Annotated in this window: 13 protein-coding genes and 1 tRNA gene; 1 reads left to right on the top strand and 13 read right to left on the bottom strand. The window is 32.6% G+C overall.

Going from position 1 to position 17,629, the window contains the following annotated elements; genetic code table 11:
* The first annotated feature begins 26 nt into the window (after positions 1-26).
* Positions 27-1,658, top strand: a complete 1,632-nt coding sequence (groL, locus tag ACUXZJ_RS06590; protein ID WP_060383271.1) for a chaperonin GroEL — start codon at positions 27-29, stop codon at positions 1,656-1,658.
* 640 nt (positions 1,659-2,298) lie between these two features.
* On the opposite strand, the gene ACUXZJ_RS06585 is transcribed toward groL, so the two are convergent.
* From ACUXZJ_RS06585 to ACUXZJ_RS06525, 13 genes are all read right to left on the bottom strand, one after another.
* A tRNA-Arg gene (locus ACUXZJ_RS06585) sits at positions 2,299-2,374 on the bottom strand.
* Positions 2,375-2,457: 83 nt separating this feature from the next.
* Positions 2,458-2,907 (bottom strand): GatB/YqeY domain-containing protein, encoded by a 450-nt coding sequence (locus ACUXZJ_RS06580; RefSeq protein ID WP_060383272.1) that lies wholly within the window; start codon positions 2,905-2,907, stop codon positions 2,458-2,460.
* Between the two features lie 148 nt (positions 2,908-3,055).
* Positions 3,056-5,089: a cell division protein FtsZ gene (gene ftsZ / locus ACUXZJ_RS06575; protein WP_060383273.1), complete on the bottom strand. Its 2,034-nt coding sequence runs from the start codon at positions 5,087-5,089 to the stop codon at positions 3,056-3,058.
* Positions 5,090-5,135: 46 nt separating this feature from the next.
* A complete protein-coding gene (ftsA, locus tag ACUXZJ_RS06570) occupies positions 5,136-6,512 on the bottom strand; it encodes a cell division protein FtsA (protein ID WP_060383274.1) in 1,377 nt (458 codons plus the stop codon).
* 6 nt (positions 6,513-6,518) lie between these two features.
* Positions 6,519-7,241 carry a cell division protein FtsQ/DivIB gene (locus ACUXZJ_RS06565; protein WP_060383275.1) on the bottom strand — a complete coding sequence of 241 codons (723 nt, stop codon included), beginning with the start codon at positions 7,239-7,241 and terminating at the stop codon, positions 6,519-6,521.
* On the bottom strand, positions 7,234-8,574 hold the full coding sequence (murC, locus tag ACUXZJ_RS06560) for a UDP-N-acetylmuramate--L-alanine ligase (protein WP_063743687.1): 1,341 nt from the start codon (positions 8,572-8,574) through the stop codon (positions 7,234-7,236). The genes ACUXZJ_RS06565 and murC overlap by 8 nt, the downstream gene beginning before the upstream one ends.
* 118 nt (positions 8,575-8,692) lie before the next feature.
* Positions 8,693-9,787: an undecaprenyldiphospho-muramoylpentapeptide beta-N-acetylglucosaminyltransferase gene (gene murG, locus ACUXZJ_RS06555; protein WP_081248790.1), complete on the bottom strand. Its 1,095-nt coding sequence runs from the start codon at positions 9,785-9,787 to the stop codon at positions 8,693-8,695.
* Positions 9,788-9,790: 3 nt separating this feature from the next.
* Positions 9,791-11,086 carry an FtsW/RodA/SpoVE family cell cycle protein gene (locus ACUXZJ_RS06550; RefSeq protein ID WP_446196093.1) on the bottom strand — a complete coding sequence of 432 codons (1,296 nt, stop codon included), beginning with the start codon at positions 11,084-11,086 and terminating at the stop codon, positions 9,791-9,793.
* 51 nt (positions 11,087-11,137) lie between these two features.
* The gene (murD, locus tag ACUXZJ_RS06545) at positions 11,138-12,469 is read right to left on the bottom strand and encodes a UDP-N-acetylmuramoyl-L-alanine--D-glutamate ligase (RefSeq protein WP_060383279.1); all 1,332 of its coding nucleotides are present in this window, start codon (positions 12,467-12,469) and stop codon (positions 11,138-11,140) included.
* A gap of 3 nt (positions 12,470-12,472) precedes the next feature.
* Complete coding sequence (gene mraY, locus ACUXZJ_RS06540; RefSeq protein ID WP_060383280.1) at positions 12,473-13,702, bottom strand: phospho-N-acetylmuramoyl-pentapeptide-transferase; 1,230 nt, start codon at positions 13,700-13,702, stop codon at positions 12,473-12,475.
* Positions 13,703-13,775: 73 nt separating this feature from the next.
* Positions 13,776-15,236 carry a UDP-N-acetylmuramoyl-L-alanyl-D-glutamate--2,6-diaminopimelate ligase gene (locus tag ACUXZJ_RS06535; RefSeq protein WP_060383281.1) on the bottom strand — a complete coding sequence of 487 codons (1,461 nt, stop codon included), beginning with the start codon at positions 15,234-15,236 and terminating at the stop codon, positions 13,776-13,778.
* A gap of 49 nt (positions 15,237-15,285) precedes the next feature.
* Positions 15,286-17,286 (bottom strand): penicillin-binding protein, encoded by a 2,001-nt coding sequence (locus ACUXZJ_RS06530; RefSeq protein ID WP_060383282.1) that lies wholly within the window; start codon positions 17,284-17,286, stop codon positions 15,286-15,288.
* Positions 17,277-17,618 carry an FtsL-like putative cell division protein gene (locus ACUXZJ_RS06525; RefSeq protein WP_060383283.1) on the bottom strand — a complete coding sequence of 114 codons (342 nt, stop codon included), beginning with the start codon at positions 17,616-17,618 and terminating at the stop codon, positions 17,277-17,279. The genes ACUXZJ_RS06530 and ACUXZJ_RS06525 overlap by 10 nt, the downstream gene beginning before the upstream one ends.
* Positions 17,619-17,629 lie beyond the last annotated feature (11 nt).

Here is a 17,629-nt window from a genome sequence, read left to right as displayed (position 1 = left end):
CCACTAATCACTAAAAAAAAATTAAAATGGCAAAAGATATAAAATTTGATATTGAAGCACGTGACGGTTTAAAGCGTGGTGTAGACGCATTAGCAAATGCAGTAAAAGTAACTTTAGGACCTAAAGGTCGCAATGTAATTATATCTAAATCTTTTGGAGCACCTCACGTAACTAAGGACGGTGTTTCTGTAGCAAAAGAAGTAGAATTAAAAGACACTCTTGAAAACATGGGTGCGCAAATGGTAAAAGAAGTAGCTTCTAAAACCAATGATTTAGCAGGTGATGGTACTACTACTGCTACCGTATTAGCACAAGCAATCGTTAAGGAAGGTTTGAAAAACGTAGCTGCGGGCGCTAACCCTATGGATTTAAAACGTGGTATCGACAAAGCAGTTGAGGCTATCGTAACTGATTTAGGCAAGCAAGCAAAAGAAGTAGGTTCATCTACTGATAAAATCAAACAAGTAGCTTCTATTTCAGCTAATAACGATGAAGTTATTGGTGATTTAATTGCAACTGCTTTTGGTAAAGTAGGCAAAGAAGGAGTTATCACTGTAGAGGAAGCAAAAGGTACGGATACTTACGTAGACGTAGTAGAAGGTATGCAGTTTGACAGAGGGTATTTATCACCTTACTTCGTTACAAACACAGAAAAAATGGAGGTTGAATTAGAAAGACCTTACATTTTATTATACGACAAAAAAGTATCTTCTTTAAAAGAATTATTACCAATTTTAGAGCCTGTTGCGCAATCTTCTAAACCATTATTAATCATTGCGGAAGATGTAGATGGGGAAGCTTTATCTACTTTGGTCGTAAACAAATTACGTGGTGCTTTGAAAATTGCTGCGGTAAAAGCACCAGGTTTTGGTGACCGTAGAAAAGCTATGCTAGAAGACATTGCTATCTTAACTGGAGGTACCGTAATTTCAGAAGAAAGCGGGTACACTTTAGAAAACGCTACTTTAGAAATGTTAGGTACTGCTGAAAAAGTTTCTATTGATAAAGATAACACTACCATTGTAAACGGTGCAGGTGACAACGAAATGATTAAAAATCGTGTAAACCAAATCAAAGCACAAATGGAGTCAACAACTTCTGACTACGACCGTGAAAAATTACAAGAACGTTTGGCTAAATTAGCTGGTGGTGTAGCGGTATTATATGTGGGTGCTGCTTCTGAAGTAGAAATGAAAGAGAAGAAAGACCGTGTGGATGATGCGTTACACGCTACTCGTGCTGCGGTTGAAGAAGGTATTGTAGCTGGTGGTGGTGTAGCCTTATTAAGAGCCAAAGCGGTTTTAGCTGACATCAAAGCTGAAAATGGTGACGAAGCTACAGGAATTCAAATTGTTTCTCGTGCTATTGAAGCGCCATTACGTACTATAGTTGAAAATGCTGGTTTAGAAGGCTCTGTAATTGTGGCTAAAGTAGCGGAAGGCAAAGAAAACTTTGGATACAACGCTAAAACTGATGAATACGTAGACATGTTAGAAGCAGGAATCATTGACCCTAAAAAAGTAACACGTGTAGCTTTAGAAAACGCTGCTTCGGTTTCAGGAATGATTCTAACGACCGAGTGTGCTTTAATTGACATTAAGGAAGAAGTTCCTGCTGGTGGTATGCCAATGGGTGGCGGTATGCCAGGAATGATGTAATATCTAAAGATCTTTTTTAAAGATAACAAAGCACTTAAATAAGGCACTAAAGAGACTGTCCAAAATTTTAGACAAATTCAAACTTAATTTTTATAATAATGAGTTCGATATTTTATCGGGCTCATTTTTTTTATTAGACTTGATTCTTTCGATTTAAAGTTTAAACCCAGATTACGCATTAGAAAAAGATACTGTACAAAAAAAGTGTGTAAAGAATTTTTTGTACAGTATCTGCTTATTTTCTCTTATTCCACACTTTATCGTATTGAGGCTTTTGCAGGTTAGACAACGCTTTTTTTTGAAGTTTTCATGAAATAAAAAAAATTTGACTATTAAACCTAAATCAACTTGAATAGAAGGTTGAGTATATAATTGAAATCACCGTTAGTTCGAGCGCGAAGCGCATCGAGAACCAACACTAATTTTTATTGCTTTTGTAGGATAGTACCTAAATCAACATGCAGTTTATCACTCCGAAAGAGGAGTCTCATAATCAACATTATATAATTTCTCCCTTTGGTCGAAATGAACAAGGTTGCAAACTTTTTGGACAATCTCAAGGTTAAAAAAATAGTATTATGAGGAAATTTAAAAGTTTGAATGGTATAAAATCAGCAATATGTACTATGTAAGTTAAAAATGGAGGCTCTATTGGGATTCGAACCCAAATCGTCAGAACCGGAATCTGATATTCTATCCAATTGAACTATAGAGCCAGTATAATTAAAAAAATTAAGGATTTTATTTATGCGATCAAACTAGAGAACTGGATAAAATCCTTAATTATGTTTCACTTATTTTAAGCTAAAAGTTTTTTCACAATATTTGAAATAGTTTTCCCATCTGCTTGTCCTGCTAAAACTTTAGAAGCTTGTGCCATTACTTGTCCCATAGCAGCCATTCCTGAGAAACCTCCTTCTGCAATAATTTTAGCTACTTCTGCTTCTACTTCTACTTCTGATAATTGAGCAGGTAAAAACTTTTCGATTACTGTTACTTGTGCTAATTCAGGTTCAGCTAAATCTGCTCGATTTTGCTCAACATAAATAGCCGCAGAATCCTTGCGTTGTTTAACTAGACGTTGTAATAATTTTATTTCATCATCAGCTGAAATTTCTTCCTTAGCTCCACTTTCTGTCTGCGCTAATAAAATAGCTGACTTAATAGCTCTTAAAGCCTCTAATGCTACTGAATCTTTAGCTTTCATAGCATTTTTCATTTCATCCATAATTTTTGCTGATAAACTCATAATGATTTTATATTAGATTATTGAAATTTTAGATTTGTTTGACTTTTTTATGTAAAAATAAAAAGGTTTCTTTCGAGACGCGAAATTAAAAAAATAACCCGAAAAATCATCATATTTTTCGGGTAAGATAAAAGCAATTTTATTTTAGCTAATCCACATTATCATGTAAAAAAGAATTATTAGAACGCAATTGTATTTCATCATTATTGTCTAAACCTAAAGACATTCTTGATTGATTATTTTGAATAGGGTTATTAGTTACATCCAATCCCATTCTTTTATATGCAGGTACTTTTTCGTATTCTTCTACACGGGATGCGTTGTTATGAAATTTATAATTAAATTCTTTCATTTTTCGACGGCGTTCTTCTGCTCTTAAACGCAACGATTCTTCAATAGACATTTCTACTGGTGAAATTTCGTTAGAACTTAAGCCATAATTTTGCTCTACTACTGTTTCTTCTGTTTGTTTGATTGTAATATTTAATTCCTCTGGAATCTTTTCTACTACAGGTTCCGTTTTTTTGGTCTGGAAAAATGGATTTTCATTTTCCATATATTCTTCTAGAGAATGACGAATAATTCCATCTTGTGAAACTTCTGTCATAGGTACGAGTTGAACTGCTTGATTAACTTTTATATCTTTAATTTCATCTGTTAGTTCAAAAACATTTTTCTCAGGCGTTATTGCTTCTTTTCTGGCTACTGGCAAATCAAAAGTAAATGCCATGGGATTGGAAACAGAAATCACTTCAGGTGCTACTACTTCCATTGCCTTAACTTCAGGTGTTGTTATAAAAAATTCATTTGCTACGATTTCTTTAGGTGGAACAATTTCAAAAGTAACATTTAAATTTTTAATAAATTCAGAAGTAGGAACTAAATCTAAACCTGACATAACAGCATTATTTACAGCTGTTTGATGTACTACAGGTTCTTGAAAATCTACTTCTAGAGAAGCTGTTGATATAGGATTATTAGGAGTTTCATCTTCTAAATTATACACTATTCTTGAATCTACAGGGGGTATAGGTGTAACTGGAGGTACTGAAACAACAGGTTCAGTAGGGGTAATGATTGTATTAAAATCAAAACCTTGCGCTTCAAATTTTTGAGTTAAATTTTGCACTAATTTTTGCTCATCTTCTAAAGCATGAATTATTTTTTTAGGTTCTGTATTTACAAAACCCGCTTGTTGTTCTATACAAAATCCAGTTGCAATAACTGTTACTGAAATTTTATCTCCAAGTTCTTCATCTTCTCCTACTCCCATGATAATATTAGCATTATAACCTGCTTCTTCTTGGATATAATCATTAATTTCACCTATTTCATCAATAGTAATTTCATTAGCACCTGAAACGATAAGCAACAAAACGTTTTTAGCACCTGTAATCTTATTATCATTTAACAATGGGGAGTCTAGAGCTGCTACAATGGCTTCTTTAGCTCTGTGTTCACCTTCTGCTGTAGCCGATCCCATTATGGCGGTACCACTATTAGATAGAACTGTTTTAGCATCTTTCAAGTCTATATTTTGGGTATAGTGATGGGTAATTACTTCTGCAATACCTCTTGAAGCTGTAGCTAAGACTTCATCAGCTTTAGAAAATCCTGCTTTAAAACCTAAATTACCGTATACTTCACGGAGTTTATTGTTATTAATAACAATCAACGAATCTACTTGTTTTCTTAATTTTTCAACTCCTAGTAAAGCTTGTTCTGAACGAACTTTCCCTTCAAATTGAAAAGGAATTGTTACAATACCAACGGTTAAGATGTCTTTTTCTTTAGCTAATTGGGCTATTACTGGTGCAGCACCTGTACCTGTACCTCCGCCCATACCTGCTGTGATAAAAACCATCTTAGTGTTTGTATCTAACATTTTTTCTATATCTTCTATACTTTCTAAAGCTGCTTGATGTCCTACTTCTGGGTTTGCTCCAGCACCTAGTCCTTCTGTTAAATTAGCTCCTAATTGAATACGATGTGGAACATTACTATTTTGCAAAGCTTGAGAATCTGTATTACACACAATAAAATCAACACCTTTGATTCCTTGTTTATACATGTGATTGATAGCGTTGCTACCACCACCTCCAACACCAATTACTTTTATTACATTGGTTTGCGTTTTAGGCAAATCAAATGATATACTTCCAAATCCTGAGTTGCTTTCCATACTATTTGGTATTTATATTTTCTTCTTTTATTATTGATAACGAAGATTACTCAGCGTTATCTAAAAAATCTTTAATTCTATCTATATACTTATCAAAAAAGGAACGACGAATCGTTTTTTCAGTTGATTTTGATTCAGGGATTTGGGCTTCCTCAATTTCTTTTTTCAACTCCTCTTCTATCATTTTTTGTTCTGCTTCAGTAGGCTTTTGAACTAAAATAGGTTCTGGCACGTAATCTTCTTGAGGGATTGCACTCATTGTATTGTTACGAATACTATTCATAACGAGCCCTACTGCTGTAGCATATAAGGGGCTTGAAATTTCTTCGCCGGAACTACCTGCTAAATGTTCGTTTGGATAACCTATACGGGTATCCATTCCTGTTATATATTCTACTAATTGTTTGATATGTTTTAACTGAGCTCCTCCTCCTGTCAATACAATTCCTGCAATTAATTTTTTTCTTGGATCGTCATGTCCATACGATCTGATTTCACTATAAATTTGCTCTATAATTTCTACTACGCGTGCATGAATAATTTTAGAAAGATTCTTTAATGAAATTTCTTTTGGCTCACGTCCTCTTAATCCTGGAATAGATACTATTTCGTTATCTTTATTTTCTCCTGGCCAAGCAGAACCAAATTTTGTTTTTAATAATTCGGCTTGTTTTTCAATAATTGAGCAACCTTCTTTTATATCTTCTGTTATTACATTACCTCCAAATGGCACGACAGCTGTATGACGAATAATACCGTCTTTAAAAATAGCTAAATCTGTTGTACCTCCTCCAATATCTATTAGAGCAACTCCTGCTTCTTTTTCTTCTTGGCTTAAAACAGCATCAGCCGAGGCTAACGGTTCTAATGTTAATCCCGACAGATCTAGTCCTGCACTTTTTATACAACGTCCTACATTACGAATAGAAGATGCTTGTCCTAGTACAACATGAAAACTCGCTTCTAAACGTCCTCCATACATACCTATAGGTTCCTTTATTCCTTCTTGCCCATCAATTTTAAATTCTTGAGGTAATACATGTATTATCTCTTCACCTGGTAACATCGGTAATTTTTGAACCTGTCCAATAAGCATATTAATGTCTTTTTCACTAATTACTTCTTCGGCATTAGGTCTTGATATATAATCGCTGTGTTGGATACTTCGAATGTGTTGTCCTGCAATACCCACCACCACATCTTTTATTTTATAGCCTGAATCTTTTTCTGCTAAGGAAACAGCTTCTTGTATAGACTGGATGGTTTGAGTTATATTATTTACTACCCCACGAGCCACACCGAGACTTTTAGACTTTCCTACGCCTAAAATTTCAAGCTTACCATATTCATTTTTCTTGCCTAACATGGCTACGATTTTAGTCGTACCTATATCAAGCCCTACTGCTATATTATCTCTTTCCATACTCTTCTATTTTGTGCATACTACTTGTTTGATAAATTTTAGGTTAATGGTTTTGTATGAACCTAAAATTGTATCCTGCACTGCTTTTTGAAAAAAAGCTTTATAATTATTAAATTTTCGTTCCATATAAATGGTTCTTCCAAAAATTATATCATAACCATAATTTCTATTTTTCATTATTACACTTCCATCTGGTTTTATTTTCATTCCTATGATATTTTTTTTCAAAAATTCATCATCATGAATTATTTTTAATAGTGTTACAAAATCCTTACTATAGGAATTTTTCGTAGCACCATAAACTAATGGTACACGCGCACTAAAATTATCAGACAAAGGCATTCTACCACCCTTATAATCAATATAATAAGAGTCGTCATGATTAAAAACTCGAGCAATTGGGGTCTTTTGAGTAACTATAACTTTAAGCTTTCCATCTACGCTTACATAAACTTCTGATTTTTCAACTAGTTTATGTTTGTTTATAGAAGCCTCTATAGCGTTCAAATCTAGCTCTTCTTTTGTAACGGAAAAAGAGCCTCCAAAATTTTCTATCAACAAGTTATTAACCGTTTCGGGTGTTAAAAAGGGGTTATTTTTATCCACAATTTCCACTTGAGTTTTTGCTATTTTCCTAGATTTATTTCTTTTTGAAGCAAAAGAATACAAGAAAATTACAATTCCAAAAATGATTATTAATTGAATGTTTTCTAACCTATTTTTACGCATTTAATGCTTTTTTTATTTTCGGAACCATCTCTCCTATATCACCTGCTCCAATTGTAACAATTATTGGGGCATCTGACAATTTTAATAGATTTATTAGTTCTTCTTTTTGTACTAATTTTTTATTTTCATTTTTTATTTTATCCAACAACCATTGCGATGTAACTCCTTGCATAGGCAATTCACGTGCTGGATAAATTTCCATCAGGTAGATTTCATCAAATTGTGCTAAACTTTCAGCAAAATCTTCTACAAAATCTTTGGTTCTACTGAACAAATGTGGCTGAAATATAGCCAGTACTTTTTTATTTGGATACAATTCTCTTACTGCCTGATGTACGGCATTTATTTCAGTAGGATGATGTGCATAATCGTCTATGTACACAAAATTAGGTTTACGAATTTGAAATGAAAAACGACGTTTTACTCCTTTAAACGTAGCTAGTGCATTTACAATAGACTTCACAGGGGTACCATAAGTACGTGCCATAGCTAAAGCTAATAGAGCATTTGTTAAATTATGTTTTCCTGGCAATCCAAATCTCACGTCTTTAATTTCTTCTTTTGGTGTTTTTACGTCAAAAACATACCATCCATCAACAATTCTTACATTATATGCTACAAATTGAGAATTATCATTAACTCCTACTGTTACTCCTTCTAAAGATAAACCATTGATTACAAATAATTTATTCTTATCTCCAATTTTTGTTGCAAATTCATTAAATGAAGCTTTTATTGCTTCATCATCTCCATAAATATCTAAATGATCTGCATCCATTGATGTTATACAGGCAATATTCGGGTGCAAATGTAAAAAAGATCTATCAAATTCATCTGCTTCTACAACAGTTATTGTCTTTCCTGAACCAATTAAATTAGAATTATAATTTTCTACTATACCTCCTAAAAAGGCGGTTACGTCTAATCCACTTTCATGCAAAATGTGTCCTAAAATACTAGAGGTCGTGGTTTTACCATGAGTCCCTGCTACTGCGAAGCAAAATGTATCTTTTGTTATTATTCCTAAAACTTCAGCCCTTTTTTTTATAGTAAATCCTTTTTCTTTAAAATAATCCCATTCTGAAAGTTGTTTTATAGCGGGTGTATAAACTACTAGGGTATTTTCTGGCGTACAATAATCTGGAATATAATTAGTATTGTCCTCAAAATGAATAGCAATTCCACTTGTGATTAAATCGTTAGTTAGCATAGTAGGTGTCTTATCGTATCCTATTACTTGCTTACCTATATTTTTAAAGTAGCGTGCTAAAGCACTCATTCCGATACCTCCTATACCTATAAAATAAACATTATGTATTTGATTTATATTCATTTTAATCTTTATTTTCAATGTTCAATGGTAATTTCAATATTCAATGGTAATTTCAGCAACCATGTTTATTGATATTTTTTATGTCTTCTAATAATTATTTTTTATTGTTGCTCATCTTTTATTTGACTCTCTTCATTATTTCTTCTACAATTTGTTTTGTTGCATTAGGCAATGCTAATGCTTTTATATTTTTCCCTAGATTTTCTTGTTTTTCTTTGTCATTAAGAAGTGTTGCAAAAACGGGTTCAAATGTATTATCTAATTCAGTTTCTTTTAAAAGTATAGCTCCTTGTTTTTCTACTATGGCTAGTGCATTTTTGGTTTGATGATCTTCCGCTACATTAGGTGATGGGATAAAAATAACAGGTTTGCCAACTAAACATAATTCGGAAACAGACGAAGCTCCTGAGCGGGAAATTATGAAATCGGCTGCTGCATATACGAAATCCATTCTGTCTATAAAAGAAAAGACTTGTACTCCTTTTTTGTCACTAAAGTGTTTATATTCTTCAAAATATAATTTTCCACACTGCCATATTATCTGAATATCTTGTTCTAATAACCAATTGATTTCTTTTGCTATTAATTGATTAATTCTTCTTGCTCCTAAACTACCTCCAAGTATTAGTAGTCTTTTTTTTGAAGGATCTAACTTAAAATAAGTTAAGGCTTCTTCTTTTTTATTTTCAACAGAGATTATATCTTGACGAACTGGATTTCCTGTAAGAATTATATTTTCTTTTGGAAAAAATTGTTCTAAATTTTCATACGCTACACAAATTTTTTGGGCTTTTTTACTTAATATTTTATTTGTAATTCCTGGATATGAATTTTGTTCTTGAATTATTGTTGGAATCCCTAATATAGAAGCTATTTTTAATACTGCTCCACTAGCGAAACCTCCTGTACCCACGACTACATCTGGATTAAATTTTTTGATAATTTGAAATGACTTTAGTAAACTTGATATTAACTTTAAGGGGAACATAATGTTTTGTAAAGTTAATTTTCTTTGAATTCCTGCAATCCATAATCCTTTTATAGGATAACCTGCTTGAGGAACTTTTTGCATTTCCATCTTATCACGGGCTCCTACAAACAAAATATCAGCTTGTGGATAACGTGATTTAATCTCGTTTGCAATTGCAATAGCAGGATAAATATGACCTCCTGTACCGCCTCCACTAATTATTATTTTGGGATTTTGCTTCATCATTTATTTATTTAAAACAGCATTCATAGGATTATCTTTATCTTCTATTGAATAATCTTGTTCTAGTTCCGTATCTATTTTATTTTGTTCTTCAATTTCTCTGTCTATAATACGCTGTAAAGCAGTTTCTCTTTCTTCTTTTTCTTCTTTTTCTTTTACGATTTCCTCTTCTTTTTTTGTTACATTAAGGATGATACCAATGGCTGCGCAGGTCATCCAAATAGAAGTACCTCCGCTACTTATCAATGGTAAAGTTTGTCCTGTAGTGGGCAATAATTCTACTGCTACTCCCATATTAATAAAAGCTTGGAAGATGATTGGAAATCCTAAACCTGCTACTATAAGTTTACCAAATAATGTGGGTGCTTTATAGGATGCTATTACAAAACGTACAAATAACATGAGGTATAGAAAAATAATCGCAAAACCTCCTATTAATCCAAACTCTTCAATAATAATCGCAAAAATAAAATCGGAAGAAGATTGCGGAAGGAAATTTCGTTGTACGCTTTTACCTGGTCCTAATCCGTAAATCCCACCTGTTGCTATAGCCGTTTTTGCTTTTTCAATTTGGTAATCTTCATCTGGATCTGATTTGTCTGATATAAAATTTTCAATACGACTCATCCAGGTATCTACACGATTAGGGAAGGCATCTGGAAAAGCTTTAACCAACAAAATAAAAAACAGTGCTGCTCCTATTCCCATTCCAATAATTATACCACTATTTTTTATAGGATATTGTCCTACAAAAGTGATCATTAAAACCATTGAAAAAATAAGTGCTGCCGTAGAGAAATTGGCTGGAAATATTAGTCCTACGGTAACAAAAACGGGTATCCATAAAGACACAAATGATTTTTGAAAAGTCATTTCTTCTGTATCTGTCTTAGACAAATAGCGTGCTACATACATATATAAGACCATAGCTGCTAAAGCGGATGGTTGAAATGATATACCTCCTGGCAATTGTATCCATCTACTGGCATTAGCACCGTCTATTACAGTTCCTTTAAATAAGGTATAAAGTAACATTAACCATACAAAAGGCAGCAAAACCATTGATAGGTTTCTAAAATAATGATACGGTACTTTATGCGAACCATACATGATGGCAAAACCCAGCCCTAAGTGCATAAAATGTTTGAGTAAATACCCTAATGTATTCCCTGTTCCTCTACCTAGATAAGCTAAATTACTACTTGCGCTGTATACGGGCATAAAGGAAAATAACGCCAGTAGCGCAACAAATGCCCAGATGACTTTATCTCCTTTTAGATTATGTAGTAATTTTTTCATATTTTGTATTAAAGTTTAAGAATTTAGGTTTTATACTTTAAATCCTAGATTTTATAAATTTTGAACTGCTAGTTTAAACTGTCGTCCTCTGTCTTCGTAATTTTGAAATAAATCAAAACTTGCGCAAGCAGGTGACAATAAAACGGTATCTCCTTTTTCGGCTAGGCGATAAGCTTGTTTTACTGCTTCTGCCATTGAGCTAGCTTCTATCATTTCATCTACAATACCTCCAAACGATTCCATTATCTTTTTATTATCTATTCCTAAACAAATAATTGCTTTTACTTTTTCGTTTACCAACGGTAAAAGTTCTGTATAATCATTCCCTTTATCAACTCCTCCTACAATCCATACAGTTGGTGTAGACATACTGTCTAGGGCAAAAAATGCAGCATTTACATTCGTTGCTTTAGAATCATTTATATATTGAACATTGTTTATTTTTAATACTTTTTCAAGACGATGTTCAACCGCTTGAAAGTCTGACAAACTTTCTCTAATGGTTGCTTTTCTTATTTTTAACAATTGTGCAACTGTTGCTGCTGCCATAGCGTTTTTTACATTATGTTTTCCTTCTAAAGATATTTCGTTGGTTGGCATATCAAATACTTCGTTTGTTATATTGAATTTTATTGTATCTTTTTCTAAATAAACTCCAAAATCTAATTTTTTAGAAATGGAGAAGGGTATTAATTTCGCTTTGGTTGTATTTTGACTCAACCAATTATTTATATCTTGATCATCTGCATCGTAAATCAAAAAATCTTCTGTTGTTTGATTCATTGTTATTCTAAACTTTGAAGCAATATAATTTTCGTATTTATATTCATACCGATCTAAATGATCTGGACTAATATTGGTTATAATAGCAATATGTGGTTTATATTTTTCAACTCCATCTAGTTGAAAGCTACTTAATTCTAAAACATAAGTATCAAACTTATCATCTGCTACTTGCCATGCAAAACTCTTTCCTATATTTCCTGCAAGTCCTACATTTAATCCTCCTTGCTTTAAAAGGTGGTAGGTTAGCATAGTGGTCGTAGTCTTTCCATTACTACCTGTTATCCCTACCGTTACCGCATCTGTAAACTTGTTGGTAAATTCAATTTCGGAGAGTATTGGTATTTTTTTTTCTATTATTTTTTTTACAATAGGTGCTTTATCTGGAATACCTGGGCTTTTCATTACCATATCTGCATTCAAGATAAATTCTTCCGTGTGTTTTTCGTCTTCAAATTTAATTTTGTGTAGCAATAATATCTCTTTATATGTATCTTTTATTTTCCCAAAATCAGACACGAATACTTCATATCCTTTTTTCTTTCCAAGGATAGCGGTACCTACACCGCTTTCTCCTCCTCCTAAAACAACTAACTTCATAGATTATCTTAATTTTAGAGTTACAACCGAAACAATAGTTAATAAAATTCCTACAATCCAGAAACGAGTAACTATTTTACTTTCGTGGTATCCTTTCTTTTGATAGTGATGGTGTAATGGTGACATTAAGAAAATACGACGTCCTTCTCCGTATTTCTTTTTTGTATATTTAAAATAGGCTACTTGTAATACTACTGAGAGATTTTCGGCTAAAAATATTCCACAAATAACTGGAATTAGCATTTCTTTACGAACGGCAATTGCCAATACGGCAATCACACCTCCTATGGTTAAACTTCCTGTATCTCCCATAAAAACAGCAGCGGGAAAACTATTATACCATAAAAAACCGACTAATGATCCTATGAAAGCTGCTATAAAAACGGTCATCTCTCCTGAGTGTGGAATGAACATTATGTTTAAATATTTAGAAAAAATAATATTTCCTGAAACAAATGTAAATACTCCCAACCCTATTACTGATATAGCGGAGGTTCCTGCCGCCAGCCCATCAATACCATCAGTAAGATTGGCTCCATTTGAAACCGCTGTAATAATAAAAATAACTACTGGTATAAAAATTAACCAAGCATAATTTTCATATCCTTCTCCCATGAAAGATAATACTTCGGCATAATCAAACTCATTATTTTTGAAAAAAGGTATTGTAGTGGCTGTTGATTTTTCTTCAATCATCATGGGTTTAATTGTATTTTGAGAAGCATCTATTTCAATTTTTGTATGGGCCATCTCTTTACGTACAGTTACTTGTGGATGAAAATATAAAACTGATCCAACAAATAACCCTAATCCTACTTGACCTATCACTTTAAAGATTCCTTTTAGTCCTTCTTTGTCTTTTTTGAATACCTTTATATAATCATCTAAAAAGCCTATTAATCCCATCCATAACATAGATATTATTAATAATATTACATAAATATTATCTAATCTTGCAAATAATAAAACTGGTATTAGAGTAGAAAATATAATGATAATTCCTCCCATAGTTGGCGTTCCTGCTTTTTGAGTTTGTCCTTCTAAGCCTAATTCACGAACTGTCTCACCTATTTGCAAACGTCTTAGATAGCTTATTACTTTTTTTCCGTAAATAGTAGACAATAATAATGACATAATGATGGCCAATGCAGATCGGAAGGTGATGTATTGAAAAACGCCTGTTCCAGGAACGTCCTGAACTTTATCTAAATATTCAAATAGGTAGTATAACATACTTTATAAGATTTTGGATTTTTATTTTAGATTTTTTAGTTTGAAACCATAAATCTATCTTCTAAATCAATTATTATTTGTTTAATTGTTTTAATAATTCTTGTACTATTTTCATATCATCAAAATCGTGACGTATTCCATTGACTTCTTGATAGGTTTCATGTCCTTTGCCAGCGATCAAAATTATATCTCCGTTTTCAGCTATTTGACAAGCTGTTTTTATAGCTTGCTTACGATCTATAATGGACACGTATTTTTTAAAATTTTCTGCCGTAATTCCTGCTTCCATTTCTTCAATAATAGCTTGAGGATTTTCTGTGCGGGGATTATCCGAAGTCAAAATTACTTTTGAACTCATTTCTGTTGCAATTCGCGCCATAACAGGTCGCTTTGTTCTGTCTCTATCTCCTCCACATCCTACAATCGTGATTAATTGTTCGTTTTTAGTACGGATATCATTAATAGTGTTTAATACATTTTCTAGGGCATCGGGGGTGTGTGCATAATCTACTATGGTCGTAATTTTTTCTTTGGAAACTATAAACTGAAATCTACCCGACACACTTTCTAACTCTGACAACAAACGAAGGGCTTCTATTTTATCTATTCCTAATTCAACTGCTACAGCGTAAATAGCTAATAGATTGTAAGCATTAAAAGTACCTATTAATCGTGTCCAAACATCTTGTTCATTAATTTTTAACTGAAGTCCAGACAGTTGATTTTCTAATATAACGGCTTTGTAATCAGCATAGGTTTTTAGAGCATAGGTTTTTTTTCTTGCTTGTGTGTTCTGCAACATGACAGAACCATTTTTATCATCAATATTGGTTAATGCAAAAGCAGTTTTGGGTAAATGATCAAAAAACATCTTTTTTACATCACGGTATTCTGCAAATGTTGGGTGATAATCTAAATGATCGTGTGATAAGTTGGTAAACACTCCTCCTGCAAAAAATAAACCTTCGGTGCGTTTTTGATGTACTCCATGAGAACTTACTTCCATAAAGCAATATTCACAACCTTCTTGAACCATTTGATTTAAAAAATAATTGATAGTTAAAGAATCGGGTGTTGTATGAGTGGCTTTGTATTCTGTTGTGTTTACCATTATTTTCACGGTTGATAATAATCCAACTTTATAGCCTGCTCTTTTAAACATTTGATATAGTAGAGATGCAATTGTGGTCTTACCATTTGTACCTGTGACTCCAACTAATATTAATTTATTAGATGGTTTTTCATAAAAATTATTAGCTAATTGTGCTAAAGCTGTATTTGTATCTTGTACTTTTATATAGGTAATATTTTTTAAGCAAGTCTTAGGAAGTTGTTCACAAATTATAGTTGTAGCGCCTAAACTTATTGCTTTTTCAATATACTGATGCCCATCGGACAGAGTTCCTCGGATTGCTACAAAAATATCATTTGTTTCGATTTTACGAGAATCGAAATGAATTTGATTCACGGTTTTTGTAGTAGATCCCTGAACCTCTTCTATGGGTACTTTGTATAATAAATCTTTTAAATTCATTCTTTTTTATTCCTTTTAATTGAAAGATAAAATACTTGTATTATTTTGTTTATGATAGTTCTAAAACTATAGTTGTATTTTTTCTTATAATTTCTCCTGCTTGAACAGACTGTTTTTTTACTTTACCAAATCCGTTTACTTGTACTTTCATACCTAAATTTTCTAACAAGGCTACTGCATCCATTCCTGGCATTCCTTTTGTATTTGGCACATATAATGGTTTTTTATTTAGTTTTTCATTATAGGTCAAATAACTTTTTTCTTGTTTGTTAACTCTTCTTTTTAATGATTTTATTTCATCTGTAGAAGGAACATCTGTAAAAACTTTTTGTGCAATTCTTTTAAAAACAGGACCTGCTACATCAGCACCGTAATAATTATTACTGGAGGTATTGGGTTTATGAATGACCACTATACAGGAATATTGCGGATCTTCTGCTGGAAAATAGCCTGCAAAGGAAGAGGCATAATACATTTGTGTGTCTCCTTTATGATAATCTATTTGTGCGGTTCCTGTTTTTCCTGCCATAGAAAAATCTTTTGAATATAATTTAGATGCGGTTCCTCTTTTAACAACATTTTTCAACATGGCTTTTATTTTCAAGAGCGTAGCATTAGAACAAATTCTAGAGTTAATTACTTCTGTATCAAATTTTTTTATGACTTTATTCCATTCTTTTACCTCTTGAACAAACTTAGGTTTAACCATTACACCATTATTAGCTATTGCATTGTATAATGTAAGTGTCTGTAATGGCGTAACTGAAACACCATAACCAAAGGCCATCCATGGGAGCGAGATACGACTCCAATTTCCTTTTCTTGGTTGAGGTATTCTAGGTTTTCCTTCTCCTTTAAAAGGTAGTCCTAAAGGTGCGTTTAGTCCTAAATAGTTGATATGGTCTACAAACTCTTGAGGGTTTTCTTTATAATTTTCATACACTGCTTGAACTAATACTGTATTAGAAGAAAGTTCAAATCCTCTAGCAAATGAGATTTTACCATATCCTCCCTCATGAGAGTCTTTTACTTTTCGTCCTCTATATACAACTACTCCTCCATGTGTATTGTAAATTTTATTAGTATCAATTTTTTTATCTTCTAATAGTGCTAAAACATCTACTAATTTAAAGGTGGAACCTGGTTCATGTGATTCTGCAACGGCGTAATTAATAGTTTCATAATAGGATCCATCCTTAGCTCTCCCCAAGTTAGAAATGGCCTTAATATCGCCTGTTTTGGTTTCCATGACTACTGCGCAACCGTGTTCTGCTTCATATAGTTCTAACTGTTTAAGCAATGCGTGATGTGCAATATCTTGTATATAAACGTCAATCGTAGATACTATATCATAGCCATCTATCGGTTCTACTTCATTATTATCTCGAATAGGTTTCCATTGTCCTTTTGCTATTTTTTGCTTTAAGACTTGTCCATTTTTTCCTTTCAAATACTTTCCAAAAGCACCTTCGATTCCTACTCGGGTCAAACTTCCTTCATCATTAAAACGTTCATAACCTATTGTTCTTTCTGCTATTTTTCCTATTGGATGTTCTCTTACTGTTTGCTGTTCTATAATGATTCCTCCTTTATAAGCACCTAGGTTTAGTAAAGGAAATTTTTTAATTCTAGCATGCTCTGTATAACTTAACTTGCGTGCAACTAACATATAACGATTTTTATTTGCTCTTGCTTTTCTAAAATCGTTTAGTAAAAAACTGCTTGTTTTTTTTAGCATAGGTGCTAATGAATCTGCAAGCGATTTTATATGTTTATCAAAATTTTCTTGCGAAGGTGCTAATGCGTCGAAACGGATTGTATATTCAGGAATGGAAGTTGCTAAAAGACTTCCATCTGATGAATAAACATTTCCTCTATTGGCAGGGATTACAAAATTTTTAATTGTACGTTCTTTGGCTAATTGTCTATAATAAGTTCCTTCAACCCATTGAATATTACTTAATTTTACAGCAACAGCAGATGACATTACAAGTATAAGTAATGCCACTCCATAAATACGATTTAATATGTTTCTATTTATTATTGCCATAGCTTTTCCCAAGCTGTCTTTTCTTTTGCTACTTTAATTTTTTTAGGAGGAACGGAAGAGGGTACAATGTCTAATATTGCCATCTGAGCTGCTACGTTTGACTCCATTTTTATTTTCATTAGTTCTGATCTTCGGTCTACAAATTCTGATCGTAATTCTTTTACTTCATTGTTTAATTCGGCTATACGAAAAACTTTTTTCTCATAACTATGTGTATTTGCTATCATTACGATAGCTAGTACTAATAAGAAAAGGATAAAAATCCAATTCTTTGCGGCATCTTCGTTAAGAAGATAGCGTGCTTTTAGTATATTAAAGATTTTGTTTTTCATTTTTTATTTAG

Source organism: Flavobacterium sp. TN-1 (assembly GCF_052828645.1).
Note: the sequence above shows the minus strand (reverse complement) of the source record. Positions and strands in the feature narration are given on the sequence as shown.